The sequence below is a fragment of the Aestuariibius violaceus genome (assembly GCF_040779325.2).
Classification (GTDB): domain Bacteria; phylum Pseudomonadota; class Alphaproteobacteria; order Rhodobacterales; family Rhodobacteraceae; genus Aestuariibius; species Aestuariibius violaceus.
The window spans coordinates 326,733-340,730 of the sequence record NZ_JBFONT020000001.1 but is presented as its reverse complement, the minus strand read 5'-3'; the positions used below and the strand labels follow the sequence as shown (position 1 = coordinate 340,730).

The window sequence follows — 13,998 nt, the reverse complement described above, 5'->3', positions numbered from 1 at the left end:
AAGGGAGGCGGCATGAGCCCGCTCGACACGAAAGCCCCGCCGGTTCTGCGCGGGCAGGATGGCGAGGGATCGGTGCAGGTGCATCAGGATGCCTCGATGAAGATTGACGGGGCGAAGGTCTTTTCGGTCTATGGGAAGGGCGGGATCGGGAAGTCGACGACCTCGTCGAACCTGTCTGCCGCGTTTTCCACGATGGGCAAGCGTGTGCTTCAGATCGGGTGCGATCCGAAGCATGATTCGACGTTCACGCTGACCGGATCTCTGGTGCCGACGGTGATCGATACTCTCAAGGAGGTCGATTTCCACGCTGAAGAACTACGCCCCGAGGACTTCGTTCATGAGGGCTGGGGCGGGGTCATGTGCGTCGAGGCCGGGGGCCCCCCGGCCGGGACGGGATGCGGCGGCTACGTTGTCGGGCAGACCGTGAAGCTCCTGAAGCAGCATCATCTGCTCGAGGACACGGATGTTGTCATTTTCGATGTTCTAGGCGACGTAGTTTGCGGTGGTTTTGCCGCCCCGCTGCAGCATGCTGACCGCGCGGTGATCGTAACGGCCAACGATTTCGACTCGATCTACGCGATGAACAGGATCATCGCGGCGGTTCAGGCCAAGTCCAAAAACTACAAGGTGCGGCTTGCCGGATGCGTCGCAAACCGCAGCCGCGAGACGGATGAGGTGGACCGGTACTGTAAGACTGTCGGTTTCAACCGGATCGCGCATATGCCCGATCTCGATGCGATCCGCCGTTCACGACTGAAGAAGAAAACGCTCTTCGAGATGGATGCGGACGAGGATATCCTTGCCGTACGGGCCGAGTATGTCCGGCTGGCGCAACAGCTGTGGGACGGGACGGAGCCTTTGGCGCCGGCACCGATGGAAGACCGCGATATCTTTGAACTGTTGGGGTTCGACTGATGACTGCGCCCCTGCCCCATATCCGGCCGTCCGGTGGCTACGGTGAGACCCGCGCAAGGGTCGAGGACTACTTCGATCGGACGGCAACGGCTGTCTGGGAGCGGTTGACGTCGGACGCTCCGGTCTCGCGGGTACGGGCAACGGTGCGGGCCGGGCGCGAGCGAATGCAGGGTATTCTGCTATCAGCGCTCGGGGAGGATCTTGCCGGCAAGCGCGTGCTTGATGCTGGCTGCGGCACCGGCACACTGGCAATCGCTCTTGCCGAACGCGGCGCGGAGGTGGTGGCTGTCGATCTCTCGGCATCTCTCGTTGAGATCGCGGAGCGGCGATGCCCGGACCCCTTGCGGGAGCGGATCACGTTCGCCGCCGGGGATCTGCGGGATGTCGGCCATGGTGATTTCGATGCGGTCATCGCGATGGACAGCCTGATCTACTATGGGGCCGAGGATCTGGCGCGGATCGTCGGTGATCTTGCCACGCGGACGGCGGAGCGCGTCGTCTTTACCGCGCCGCCAAAGACCATGGCACTGATGGCGATGTGGCGGATGGGCAAGCTCTTTCCGCGGAGTGACAGGGCGCCTGTGATGGTGCCGCAAAGCCATGGGCGGCTCTCAGCGGCATTGACGGCGGAGCGGTTGCCAAATCTGCGGGAAATCGAGCGGGTTTCATCGGGCTTCTATATCTCGACGGCCTATGAGGTGCGGCCATGATGCGGCAGGCAATCAAGGGCATGTCGCTGCGGCTTCTGCCGTTCTCGGATGCGGCGTCGGACGCTCTGCCGATCGGGCAGTTGCTACGGCTGTCGCTCTTCCAAATCTCGGTCGGAATGGCGGCGGTTATGCTGCTTGGCACGCTGAACCGAGTGATGATCGTGGAGCTAAGCGTGCCGGCCATCGTCGTTGCGACGATGATTGCGATCCCGGTGCTGGTCGCGCCGTTCCGGGCGATCCTGGGGTTCCGGTCGGACACTTATCGCAGTGCCATTGGATGGAAACGCATCCCGTATCTCTGGTTCGGGTCGCTCTGGCTCTTCGGCGGTCTCGCGATCATGCCGATGGCGCTGATTGTGCTGTCGGGAGATCATGCAACGGGACCGGCGTGGGCTGGCGAGGTCGGTGCGGCTCTGGCGTTCCTGCTGACTGGTCTTGGGATGCATATGACGCAGACCGCGGGGCTCGCGCTGGCTGCGGACCGGGCAACGGATGAGACGCGGCCGCGGGTTGTGGCGCTGCTTTATGTGATGTTCCTGATCGGGATGGGGGTGTCGGCCCTGATCATTGGTGGGTTGCTGCGGGATTTCAGCCAGTTGCGGCTGATCCAGGTGGTTCAGGGCGCGGCAGTCGTCGTGATCATCCTGAATGTCGTGGCGCTCTGGAAACAGGAGCGGTTGGCGCCGATGAGCCGGGAAGAGCGCGAGGCGCCCCGGCCGGACTTTAGGGAAACCTGGGCGTCCTTTGCGGCGGGCGACACGGTGCGCCTTCTGGTCGTCATATTCCTTGGGACGATGGCCTTCAACATGCAGGATGTGCTGTTGGAGCCTTATGGTGGAGAGATCCTCGGGCTATCTGTCTCTGCGACGACCCTGTTGACGGCGGCTTGGGCGGCAGGAGCTCTTGCCGGGTTCGGGTTTGCCGCGCGCCGGTTGGCACTTGGCCGGGACCCGCATCGCCTGTCAGCCGGAGGGCTGCTGATCGGGCTTGTCGCGTTCAGCGCGGTGATCTTTGCGGCGCCGCTATCAGCTCCGGTGCTGTTCTTTGCAGGGGCTACAGGCATCGGCCTTGGCGGTGGGCTCTTCGCTGTAGCGACGCTGACTGCAGCGATGGCGCTGCCTGTGCGGGGACATGCAGGGCGCGGATTGGCGTTGGGCGCTTGGGGTGCTGCGCAGGCGACGGCAGCGGGTCTGTCGATCTTTCTTGGCGGTGCTATCCGTGATGGCGTGACCGCGCTCACTTCAAACGGCGCTTTGGGCGAGACGCTTGCGACCCCGGCGACGGGATACTCTGCGGTTTATCACCTCGAGCTTCTGCTTCTTTTCATCACGCTGATCGCGCTCGGGCCGCTGGTGCGGCACCGGGTGCCTGAGGCGCAGGCGGACAGGCCATTCGGCCTTGCCGACTTCCCGACCTAACCAACGGAGGACACGATCATGGTTGGTGTGGAATTTTTCGGAAACTTCGATCTGGCGAGCGCCGCGATCTGGCTCTTCTGGATATTCTTTGCGGGGCTGATCTATTACCTGCAAACCGAGAACATGCGAGAGGGGTATCCTCTCGAAGACGATGACGGGAACATCGCGCCGAACCAGGGGCCGTTCCCGCTGCCGAAGCCGAAAACCTTCATCCGGCCGCATGGGCAGAGCGACATCACCGTTCCGGACATGGCCCCTGATGGGCGCGATCTGGCGATGGTACGGACCTCCGCTGCGGCAGGCTCGCCCTATGTACCAACGGGCGATCCGATGGCAGACGGCATCGGGCCGGCGTCTTGGGCGCCACGCGAGGATGTGCCGGAGATGGATGGCCACGGACATCCAAAGATTCGTCCGCTCTCGCACCTTCAGGACTTTGCGATCAGCGCCGGGCGTGACCCGCGCGGGCTGCCGGTCCAGGCGGGTGATGGAGAGGTCATCGGCCGCGTCGTTGACATCTGGGTCGACGTGCCCGAGCAGATGGTGCGTTTCCTGACCATCGACCTGAATCCGGAGGGCACCGGTCGCGCGCGGCTCGCTCCGATTCACATGTGCCGGATCAAGAGTGACAGGGTGAAGATCCGCTCGCTCTTCGAGCACAACTTCGAAGGCATCCCGCAGACCGCATCGGACGGTCAGATCACCAAGCTCGAAGAAGAGAAGATCATGGCCTGGTATGCGGGCGGGACGCTCTATGCCACGCCGAAGCGCCTCGAGGCGCAGTTCTGAGGACGCCCAAGCGGCGGCCTCGCCAGCCGCCGCGATAGGGATCGCGAGAGGGGGACCACGCGATGAGCCACGATGACTTCAAATTCGAACCGGTGCGAGGGCTGCCCGAAGCGCTCCCCCCCGGGGAGGTGATCCTCTGGCAGGGAGAACCTGCGCCCTGGCGGCTCGCCCGGGAGTCGCTGGCGCTCTATTGGGTTGCCGGGTACTTTGCGCTGCTGGCGGTGTGGCGGGTCGGAGTGTCCTCGACCGAAATGCCGTTGGTGCAGGCGCTTCCACAGGCGATCCCGTTCGTGGTCGTCGGCGTCGTCGCTTGCGCGATCCTCTATTTGCTGGCGCTGATCCAGGCGAAGTCGACCGTTTACACGCTGACAAACAAGCGGGTCGGAATGCGGATTGGCGCTGCACTGACGATGACGCTGAACCTTCCCTACACCCAAATTGAAGATGCAGGTTTGGACCTTCGTCCATCTGGGCACGGAACAATTGCCTTCGCACTGAAGGGAGATACCCGCTTCAGCTACATCCTTTGCTGGCCGCACGTGAAACCCTGGCGGATCAGGAAGGTCGAGCCGGCCCTGCGCTGCATTCCAGATGCGCAGCGTGTGGCCGAGATATTTGCAGAGGCGGCGGAGGCGCGGGTGGCAGAGCCGAAGCTGACGCTCGTCCAGCCCACCGCCATGGCAGCGGAGTGAGAGCAATGAGCAACCTCGAAGCCCAGATGAAACTACGCGATAAGGAAATGGTGCCGCGGATCCTCGTACGCGCCATGTTCGCGCTGATGGTCGCATCGCTCGCGCTCGTCTCGTACGCAACGCTGACGGACAGGCCGAAGGTTGGCACGCTGCCGGCAAGCACTGTCGCGAAAGAGGTGATCGTCACGCTCGACATGAGCGAACGCGAGCGGGTCATCGTCCTTGATACGGCAGGCGCCGAGCTGGCCCGGTCCGACGATACGCGCATGGGATTTCTTGGCGTGATCGGCCGCGCTGTGGACCGCGAGCGGGTGACCCACGGTGCCGACCGTTCGGCCCCTGTTCGCGTGGCGCGGCTTGAGAACGGACATATCGCAATCTTCGATGACGAGACCGACTGGTCCGTCGAGCTTGTTGGTTACGGGAAAGATAACGTCGCGGCTTTTGCGGCGCTGGTTGACTGAGATCAAGGCGGCGGCCAGCCACCGCTGCCTTTTAGGCATCAGAGGAGGGAACCTGATGGGACTGCTGACAAGAGAGACTGAGAAGGCCCCCTGTACTGTGACGGTAAGCCACCGGTTCGATGAACTCTCGGCGCATGTGCGCTTTGACAATGGCGCGGTCGTCCATCCGGGCGACAGCGTGCTGGTCCACGGCCCCGAGATCATGGCGCCCTACGGCGAGATCGTGGAAGAGCAGCGCGAGGCGACAATCACCCGCGCCTCGAAGCTAGAGCAGCTCTGGACCCGGGCGACGGGCGACTTCGAGTTCATGGAACTTTGCGAATTCTCCTTCTCTGAGGAGGTGCTGTCATGAACGTCCAGGCCAAGAAGCACTCCGCCGATGCCACGACTGCCGAGGAAGGTCTCGCTGCCGACAACATGGCGATGCCGGTCGACAGCAAGATGGCGACCGAGGTCGCGATGCAGAACACGCTGCTGACGCCGCGGTTCTATACGACCGATTTCGATGAGATGGATGCGATCGATGTCACTCCGGTCCGCGAGGATTGGGACAAGCTGATCGCCCGTATGCAGTCAGATCCGAACAAGGGACATTTCAAGAAGAACGAGGATTGGGATCAGATCGATTGGGACGGAATGGACCCGGGCCTCAGACGGGAATTCATCGATTTCCTGATCTCCTCCTGCACCGCCGAATTCTCAGGCTGCGTCCTCTACAAGGAAATGAAACGGCGCGGATCCAATTCGGACATCACGACGCTGTTCCAACTGATGGCGCGGGACGAGGCGCGGCACGCTGGTTTCATCAACGATGCGCTGCGTGAAGCGGGGATTGCGGTGAATTTGGGCTTTCTGACGCAGAAGAAGAAATACACCTACTTCCGGCCGAAGTTCATCTATTACGCCACCTACCTCAGCGAAAAGATCGGCTATGCGCGCTACATCACGATTTTCCGGCACCTGGAGGCCCATCCGGAGCACCGGTTCCACCCGATCTTCAAGTGGTTCAAGGAGTGGTGCAATGACGAGTTCAGCCATGGCGAGGCTTTCGCGCTTTTGATGAAGACCGATCCGAAATTGACCTCGGGTGGCAACAAGCTCTGGATCAAGTTCTTCCTTACGGCGGTCTACTCCACAATGTGGGTGCGCGATCATCAGCGGCCCGCCTTCCACGAGGCGCTCGGCGTCGATCCGGAATGGTACGGGCAGGAGGTCTTCCGCAAGACATCGGAGATTTCCAAACAGGTCTTCCCGCTGACGCTCGACATCGACCATCCGCGCTGGATCCCGACGCTGAAGCGACTTGAGGCGGCAAACCGGCAGATTGCCAAAGCAAAGGCGCAGGGCGGCATCGGTAGTGCGCTCGACCGGGTCGCGGGCAGCGCCAAGGCAGCCGCGGCCTTCCTGTCGCTTTACACCATTCCAGCGGTCAAGAACGACGTGCCTGTCGAGACGCGTCTGGAGCCGGCGTATTGATCCAGCGCCCGCTCCTCCTCGTCCCGGCCTTGTGCCGGGACCTCCTCCCGGAAAGAGGCACCGGTTCAAGACCGCTGGACCGTGGGGTGCGGGTGTGAGCGGGCTGCCCTGGATCGCGGCGCTTTCGGCGCTGTTTCTATGGTGGTTCTCGACCGGGATCATTCTGCTGATCGTCCGCCGCGCCGACCGCCTGGGCGGTTTCGCGCACATGCGCGCCCTCATCCTGATGGTGCCAGTGCTGGTCATCGGCGTTTTTGGCATAGCCCTCTCGGTTGGCATGCGGGATATTGCGGGCGCCTATCTCGGTTTCCTTTCAGCACTCGCAATCTGGGGCTGGGTCGAGCTCGCTTTTCTGACCGGCATCATCGCCGGGCCGCAGAAGGCCCCCTGTCCGCCAGGCCTTTCTGGCATCCCGCGCTTCGCTCGCGCTTGGGAGACGATTGCCTGGCATGAGATGGCCTTGACGGCCGGGTTGCTTCTGATCGTCGTCCTGTCTGACGGTGCAGCCAATCAGGTCGCGCTCTGGACCTATCTCACCCTCTTCGTTGCGCGCATCTCGGCCAAGCTGAATCTCTTCTTCGGTGTCCCCTACATCACGACCGAATTCGTGCCGCGCCGCCTGTCGCATCTTCTAAGCTACTTCCGGCGGGGTCCCGTGACGGCCGCCTTTCCCATCGGGATCACCGTGCTGACCTTCGCGACCGCCTGCTTCCTCTGGCAGCTCGCGCTCGCCCCAACCGACGCCGAGGCCGTCGGCTGGGCCCTGCTCTCCGCGATCGCCGGGCTTGCCATGATCGAACACTGGCTGATGCTCGTCCCACTCGCCGAAGCGAAACTCTGGCGCTGGATGCTGCCTGCGCCGCTTACCAATTCCGCCACTGAAGAAAGACCAGGACAATGAATTACGACGCCCTGTTTCAGAACCAGCTCGACGCCCTGAAGGCGGAGGGGAACTATCGCTACTTCGCGGATCTGGAGCGCGCTTGCGGAAAGTTCCCGCGGGCAGCGAACCACCATTCCGATGGAGTCCGGGAAGTGACTGTCTGGTGTTCGAACGATTACCTTGGGATGGGTCAGCACCCCTCGGTGATCGCGGCGATGTGCGAGGCGGTGCAGCGGTGTGGGACGGGCGCGGGCGGAACGCGCAATATCTCGGGCACGAACCACGATCACCTCCTGCTTGAGGCGGAACTGGCGGATCTGCACCGGAAGGAAGCGGCGCTTCTTTTCACCTCGGGGTACGTCTCAAACTGGGCCGCGCTCTCGACGCTCGGCAGCCGGCTGAAGGATTGCGTGATCCTGAGCGATGCGGGCAACCACGCCTCGATGATCGAGGGGATCCGACATTCGCGGGCCGCCAAGGTCATCTGGAAGCACAACGATGTGGAGGACCTAGAGCGGAACCTGCGGATGCTGCCCGCGGATGTGCCAAAGATCGTCGCGTTCGAAAGCGTCTACTCGATGGACGGTGATATCGCGCCCATTGCGGAGATCGTTGAGGTGGCCGAGCGTTATGGCGCGATGACCTATCTGGACGAAGTCCACGCCGTCGGTCTCTACGGTCCGCGCGGGGGCGGCATCTCGGAACAGGAGGGGCTCGCCGATCGGATCACGCTGATCGAAGGGACACTGGGCAAGGCATTCGGCGTGGTCGGCGGTTACATTACCGGCTCTGCCGCGCTTTGCGATTTCATCCGCAGCTTTGCGAGCGGCTTCATCTTCACGACTGCGCTGCCGCCCGCCGTGGCTGCGGCCGCCAGGACCTCCATCGCGCATCTCAAGGTCAGCCATTCGGAACGGGCAAGGCAACGCCGACAGGTGGCGAGACTTCGCGCGGCGCTTGATGCCCAGGGCATCCCCCATCTGCAGAACGACAGCCACATCGTACCAGTGATGATCAAGGACCCGGTGAAGTGCCGCATGATCTCGGATTTCCTGATGGATCAATGGGGTATCTATGTGCAGCCCATCAATTATCCTACCGTGCCGAAGGGAACGGAGAGGTTGCGTTTCACGCCTTCGCCGCTCCATTCCGACGCGGATATCGACCATCTTGTCACCGCTCTATCCGAGCTTTGGAAGCAGTGCGCTCTGTCACATGCGGTTGCTTGATATTGCATGACAATCTGACAGAAGATTGCACTGGACCGCACCCTAAGCGGGACTACGTGCGCAAAAAGACGTGGCTGACCTAGCCGCAGAAAAAGCAAGGGAGAGACCATGAAACACTTTGCGATTGCCGCTGCAGCGGCCCTTTTCGCTGGGCCTGCTTTCGCCCAAGGTGATGTCGACCTATCCGGCCTCCAGGGTGATCCGGCAGCCGGAGAAGAGCAGTTCAACCGCCAATGTGTCGCGTGCCACGTGATCGTGGACGAAGAGGGCGAGACTATCGCCGGGCGCAATGCCCGCACCGGCCCGAACCAGTACGGCGTTGCTTACGAGCTGATCGGACAGGAAGAGGATTTCCGCTACTCCGATGGTCTTCTCGCGCTGAACGAGCAAGGCACGCGCTGGACCGAAGAGGCGTTCGTCGCCTACGTCCAGGATCCGACCGGCTGGATTCGGGAGGCGCTGGACGACCGTCGTGCCCGTGGCAAGATGAGCTACCGCGTACGGGACGAGCAGGAGGCCTATGACCTCTTTGCCTACCTTGTGTCCGTCGGCCCCGCGATGGAAGGCGAGAAGCTGGAAGCGTTTGAGGCGGATGCCGCCGGCGACGGCAGCTGAACTTTCCAAAAGAGCTATAAGGAAAGCCGCCCGTCGGGCGGCTTTTTCGTTTTTACAGAACGCTGCTCTGCCGCATTGCGATGATGAAGGCCGGGTGCTAGGGCAGGCCCGACCCCAGACCGGAGGACGCCATGCCCAAGGACTTTATCGTCAAGGATCTTTCGCTTGCCGCCTATGGCCGCAAGGAACTCGACATCGCCGAGACCGAAATGCCAGGCCTGATGGCGCTGCGCGAAGAGTATGGCGAGAGCAAGCCATTGAAAGGTGCTCGGATCGCCGGATCTCTGCACATGACGGTGCAGACCGCGGTGCTGATAGAGACATTGACAGCCCTCGGCGCCGATGTCCGCTGGGCATCCTGCAACATCTTCTCCACCCAGGATCATGCTGCCGCCGCGATTGCCGAGGCGGGCGTGCCGGTCTTCGCGATCAAGGGCGAGACGTTGGAGGAATACTGGGACTACGCCGACAAGATCTTCGATTTCGGCGATGAACCGGCGAACATGATCCTCGACGACGGGGGCGATGCGACGCTCTACATCCTGCTTGGCGCGCGGGTAGAGGCGGGCGAGGAGGACCTGATCGCCGTTCCAAAATCCGAGGAGGAAGAGGCGCTTTTTGCCCAGATCCGGAAGCGCTTGGCATCCTCTCCTGGCTGGTTCACCCGCCAGCGCGACGCGATCCAAGGGGTCACGGAGGAGACGACCACCGGGGTCAACCGCTTGTATCAGTTGAAAAAAGACGGCGGGCTGCCCTTCCCGGCGATCAACGTGAACGACAGCGTCACGAAGTCGAAATTCGACAACAAGTATGGCTGCCGCGAAAGCCTTGTCGACGGGATCCGCCGCGCGACCGACACAATGATGGCCGGCAAGGTTGCCGTGGTCTGCGGTTATGGCGACGTGGGCAAGGGCTCTGCCGCGAGCCTGCGTGGGGCGGGGGCGCGGGTGAAGGTGACCGAGGTCGATCCGATCTGTGCGCTGCAGGCGGCGATGGACGGGTTCGAGGTGGTTCTGCTTGAGGATGTCGTTGATACGGCTGACATTTTCATCACCACGACCGGCAACAAGGACGTGATCCGCATCGAGCACATGCGTGAGATGAAGGACATGGCGATTGTCGGAAACATTGGTCATTTCGACAACGAGATCCAGGTCGCGAACCTCAAGAACCACAAGTGGACCAACATCAAGGATCAGGTGGATATGATCGAGATGCCTTCGGGCAACCGGATCATCCTGCTGTCCGAAGGGCGCCTTCTGAACCTCGGCAACGCGACCGGGCATCCGTCCTTTGTGATGTCCGCGAGTTTTACAAATCAGGTACTTGCGCAGATCGAGCTCTGGTCCAAGGGAGACGAGTATGACAACGACGTCTACATCCTTCCCAAGCATCTCGACGAAAAGGTTGCGCGCCTGCATCTCGACCGGATCGGTGTCAAGCTGACGCCGCTCGACCCCGACCAGGCGGCCTATATCGGGGTGAAGCCCGAGGGACCGTTCAAGCCCGAGCACTACCGCTACTAGGGCGATGCGCCATTTCCGTGTGATCGTCCTCGCGACGGTCTGCCTGCTTCTGCTGGTGGTGGGGGTGGAGCGGGTGTTGCACCATCCCGCAACGCCGCTGCCGCCTGCCTGGAACCCGGCGGCGCCGCTTGATGTGCAGGATCCCGTGACCGCCGCGACCCGCTGGAAACTTCAGCGCACCATCCGGGACCGGGAGGCCTGCCTCACTGCGCTTGCCACGAGCGGCGCCGCGTTCGAGCCCCTTCCCGATGTCGAAGCCTATCAGGAAGGCTGCGGCATCCCCAACAACGTGCGCCTGCAGAGCATCGGCGCGCGTCTCAGCCAACCTCTTGATACGCAATGCGAAACTGCGCTGCGCCTCGCGATGTGGGTCCAGCACGGCCTGCCGGACGCCACCTATATCGAACATGTCGGCAGCTATTCCTGCCGCGCCATCCGCACGTCGACCGGCACCGGAAACCGCATGTCGACCCATGCCACAGCGGCCGCCGTGGACGTCCGGAGCATCGGTTTCGCGGATGGCCGCATCTATCGCCTGCCCGGCGACTGGGGACCGGAACTCGCCGCTGCGGGGGAGGCCGCCTGCCGCTGGTTCGGCACTGTTCTGGGGCCCGATTACAACGCGCTTCACGCCGATCACTTCCATCTCCAGAACCGGGGATGGGGGCTATGTCGTTGAGATCGTTTCCTTTGACGCGATGCCGTAAACCGCTTTAGAGTTCCGGCGGGCACCGCCTGAGCGGGCCTGATCTAATGGGGCAACGTCCCCGAACAGGGACCAGACAGGTGGGAGACACCAATGAGCAAGCGTGACGAGCTGATCGAGAAATACGCCGCGGATCTGCGTGAGAAATGTGGCGTGGAACCGGATATGGACCTTCTGACAAAGGTCACGATCGGCGCCGGCCCCTCCATCTATAACGCCGACAGTTCTACCGTCGCTTCCAGCAGCACGGACGAACTGAACACGGTCAAAGAGAATTTCCTGAAGAAAAAGCTGGGCTTACCCGAAAGCGACAGTCTGATGGGCGGGATCCAGAAGGTGATGGACACCTACGGCCATTCCAACCGCAACAAGTACCGCGTGGTGGTCTATTACCTGCTGGTCAAGCACTTCGGCAAGGAAGGCGTCTACGCCTGACCCGGACATATTAGGCCCGGCTTATCCGGGCCTTCTTCGACATCCGGGCGAATCGGCCTTAACCTCCTGATTTCCCGAAAAAACGCCATGTCGGCATTCGGTCGGCTTTTCGTCGGACTCCCCCGGGGCGAAATGCCCCCATTAACCCTCCGTACGCGCAACGCCCCAAGACAATTCCTGGCCGAACCGCAGCTACTGTCTTCAGATCATAGACGATGCCTCCTCCTCACCTTGCCGAAAATACTTCGGGGGATCCAAGGGGGCAGCGCCCCCTTGGGCCTGCGTGGCGAACGCAAGATGTCGCATGCGCCGCAGGCGCGCCGTTTAGACAAAGCGTCCAGACATGAGGACGGCACCGCGAGGTTCGACGATCGCGGTGCCGTCCATTTCCGTCTCCCTCCCCGGAGACGGAAAGCCGTCTAACGAAGGCTGGTGCGGGTATCGGGTAGCCGCAGCCAAAGCTCGACCCGGCGATTGCGGGCGCGGCCTGCATCATCGCCATTGCACGAGAGGGGCAGAAGCTCCCCATAACTGACGGGAACCAGATCGATGCTGCGCAGCGCCCGGCTTGACAGGTTGCGGGCCAGAATCTCGCGCACTGCAAGCGCGCGGTTCATCGCCAGCTGCGTGTTCCGGGCCTGATCGCCGATCGAGTCGGCAAAGCCCACGAGCATCAATTCGAACCCTTCGAACTCTCCCGCTTCGATCCGGTCGCCGATCTCCTGGATATTGCGGATCGATTCCACGTCGAGCACGCTGGAGCCGGAATTGAACCGGAACGACACGCTCAGCCGGTCGGCCCCGCGCAGCTGCTGCATCATGTTGGAATACTGGGCGCCGTTGAAATCGGGTTCTACCGCAGCGGTATGGACCAGCATCATGCCCATATCCTCAAGCCGCATCCGTTCGAGTTCGCGGTCGATGAAGTGTGCTTCCTTGATATAGGGCTGCGCCTCTTTGGTCAGCGTCCAGTCGAGGAAGGCGCGCGCCTCGGGGTGCATCAGGCCCGGGCGGGTATAGGCATAGAGCCGCCGCGACAGGGAATAGCCTTCGATCTTCATGCGGAAGTCGGTGGGTGGGGACAGCAGCCCGCACTCTTCCCGCACGTCGAGCAGGTTCACATCGTTGGTGCGCGCGAGCCACCGGCCCACATAGCCGATGCCACCGCGGTCGGCCATGACGGCATCGACGAGGTCCTGATAGGCGCTCCACCGGATGACGTCCTGCTTTTCGTCGCGGCCCGTGGGCCGCACCAGCGCGTCGAGCAGCACGGCCCGGTCGCCTGAGCCTTCGCCAAAGGAATTGACGGTGATCGGGTAATTGCCGCCGCCGAGTTCCAGCCAGTTGGTGATCTCGCCCGAGAAGATCCTGGCGACCTCGTCCGACGACAGGTTGCGGACGGGATTGTCGGGATGGGTGATCAGCACGATGCCGTCGACGCCCAGGACGGTCTCGCCGCGGGTGTCGCGCAGGTCGGGAATGCCCGCGGCGGCGATCTTGGCGACGTCGCTGTCCTTCATCCGCCGGTCGGCGACGCCGATCGCGGCGACCCCTTCGGCGAGCGCCGGGAAGGCACTGCCCGAGCCGCGGGTCTGCAGGTCGATCTGCGCGCGGAGCGATCCGTCGGGGTTCGTCAGGCGCACCACACGCTCTGCCGGTTCTTCGGTCGGGATGATCTCATAGCTGGCGCCGACGCTCTTGGCGTAGCCGCGCAGCAGGTTCGGGATCAGCGTCGTGCCGACGGTACGCGAGCCGTAGATGCCGAAATTCGGATCGTTGGTCGGGAAGGCGGCGGGGCACAGCACGCCGATGCAGTCGACGCTGCGGGAATCAAGACGCAGCATACCGAGATTGGACCGGACGACATAATAGCCGTCTGCGAATTCCATCAGCTCTCCAGTGACGCTGATAGTGCCATCGGGCGTGCGCAATTCGATCGTCGGCTTGTCCTGGGCGTTTGCTGGAATTGCCGCGCCTGCGGCGACCGCCGTGGCCATGGCCAGCGCGCGGAGGGATGTGTCGAGCCTTTTGGACAGCATACTCGTTACCTCTTTCACTCACGAAAGACCAAGCAACACACGCCGGTCTTGATGTTCAGACTATGCCGAGGAATCGGGCGAAAGGTTGGCGAGAGGTGGTG

The 13,998-nt window shown here is 62.5% G+C and carries 15 protein-coding genes; 14 read left to right on the top strand and 1 reads right to left on the bottom strand.

What is annotated here, in order from left to right; translation table 11 throughout:
• Window positions 1–12: 12 nt before the first annotated feature.
• From bchL to AADZ90_RS01610, 14 genes are all read left to right on the top strand, one after another.
• Window positions 13–915, top strand: a complete 903-nt coding sequence (gene bchL / locus AADZ90_RS01675) for a ferredoxin:protochlorophyllide reductase (ATP-dependent) iron-sulfur ATP-binding protein (protein WP_367309490.1) — start codon at window positions 13–15, stop codon at window positions 913–915.
• Window positions 915–1,625 carry a magnesium protoporphyrin IX methyltransferase gene (gene bchM / locus AADZ90_RS01670; RefSeq protein WP_367309491.1) on the top strand — a complete coding sequence of 237 codons (711 nt, stop codon included), beginning with the start codon at window positions 915–917 and terminating at the stop codon, window positions 1,623–1,625. Before bchL ends, bchM begins: the two co-directional genes overlap by 1 nt.
• Window positions 1,622–3,043 (top strand): MFS transporter, encoded by a 1,422-nt coding sequence (locus AADZ90_RS01665; protein WP_411996918.1) that lies wholly within the window; start codon window positions 1,622–1,624, stop codon window positions 3,041–3,043. Before bchM ends, AADZ90_RS01665 begins: the two co-directional genes overlap by 4 nt.
• An 18-nt stretch (window positions 3,044–3,061) precedes the next feature.
• Window positions 3,062–3,832: a photosynthetic reaction center subunit H gene (gene puhA / locus AADZ90_RS01660; RefSeq protein WP_367309493.1), complete on the top strand. Its 771-nt coding sequence runs from the start codon at window positions 3,062–3,064 to the stop codon at window positions 3,830–3,832.
• Window positions 3,833–3,894: 62 nt separating this feature from the next.
• Window positions 3,895–4,524 (top strand): photosynthetic complex putative assembly protein PuhB, encoded by a 630-nt coding sequence (gene puhB, locus AADZ90_RS01655; RefSeq protein ID WP_367309494.1) that lies wholly within the window; start codon window positions 3,895–3,897, stop codon window positions 4,522–4,524.
• A 5-nt stretch (window positions 4,525–4,529) separates the two neighbouring features.
• Window positions 4,530–4,988: a photosynthetic complex assembly protein PuhC gene (gene puhC, locus AADZ90_RS01650; protein WP_367309495.1), complete on the top strand. Its 459-nt coding sequence runs from the start codon at window positions 4,530–4,532 to the stop codon at window positions 4,986–4,988.
• 55 nt (window positions 4,989–5,043) lie between these two features.
• Window positions 5,044–5,340, top strand: a complete 297-nt coding sequence (locus AADZ90_RS01645) for a hypothetical protein (protein ID WP_367309496.1) — start codon at window positions 5,044–5,046, stop codon at window positions 5,338–5,340.
• Complete coding sequence (gene acsF / locus AADZ90_RS01640) at window positions 5,337–6,464, top strand: magnesium-protoporphyrin IX monomethyl ester (oxidative) cyclase (RefSeq protein WP_367309497.1); 1,128 nt, start codon at window positions 5,337–5,339, stop codon at window positions 6,462–6,464. The genes AADZ90_RS01645 and acsF overlap by 4 nt, the downstream gene beginning before the upstream one ends.
• Before the next feature lie 94 nt (window positions 6,465–6,558).
• A complete protein-coding gene (gene puhE / locus AADZ90_RS01635) occupies window positions 6,559–7,365 on the top strand; it encodes a putative photosynthetic complex assembly protein PuhE (protein WP_367309498.1) in 807 nt (268 codons plus the stop codon).
• Window positions 7,362–8,576 carry a 5-aminolevulinate synthase gene (gene hemA, locus AADZ90_RS01630; RefSeq protein WP_367309499.1) on the top strand — a complete coding sequence of 405 codons (1,215 nt, stop codon included), beginning with the start codon at window positions 7,362–7,364 and terminating at the stop codon, window positions 8,574–8,576. Before puhE ends, hemA begins: the two co-directional genes overlap by 4 nt.
• Before the next feature lie 108 nt (window positions 8,577–8,684).
• The gene (locus tag AADZ90_RS01625; RefSeq protein WP_367309500.1) at window positions 8,685–9,191 is read left to right on the top strand and encodes a c-type cytochrome; all 507 of its coding nucleotides are present in this window, start codon (window positions 8,685–8,687) and stop codon (window positions 9,189–9,191) included.
• A 131-nt stretch (window positions 9,192–9,322) separates the two neighbouring features.
• Complete coding sequence (gene ahcY / locus AADZ90_RS01620; protein ID WP_367309501.1) at window positions 9,323–10,717, top strand: adenosylhomocysteinase; 1,395 nt, start codon at window positions 9,323–9,325, stop codon at window positions 10,715–10,717.
• A gap of 4 nt (window positions 10,718–10,721) precedes the next feature.
• Window positions 10,722–11,396 carry an extensin-like domain-containing protein gene (locus AADZ90_RS01615; RefSeq protein ID WP_367309502.1) on the top strand — a complete coding sequence of 225 codons (675 nt, stop codon included), beginning with the start codon at window positions 10,722–10,724 and terminating at the stop codon, window positions 11,394–11,396.
• A 120-nt stretch (window positions 11,397–11,516) separates the two neighbouring features.
• Window positions 11,517–11,858, top strand: coding sequence for a DUF2853 family protein (locus AADZ90_RS01610; protein WP_367309503.1), 342 nt, complete (start codon window positions 11,517–11,519; stop codon window positions 11,856–11,858).
• A gap of 419 nt (window positions 11,859–12,277) precedes the next feature.
• Here the strand turns inward: AADZ90_RS01610 and AADZ90_RS01605 are convergent, their stop codons facing one another.
• Window positions 12,278–13,897 (bottom strand): substrate-binding domain-containing protein, encoded by a 1,620-nt coding sequence (locus AADZ90_RS01605; protein WP_367309504.1) that lies wholly within the window; start codon window positions 13,895–13,897, stop codon window positions 12,278–12,280.
• Between the last annotated feature and the right edge of the window lie 101 nt (window positions 13,898–13,998).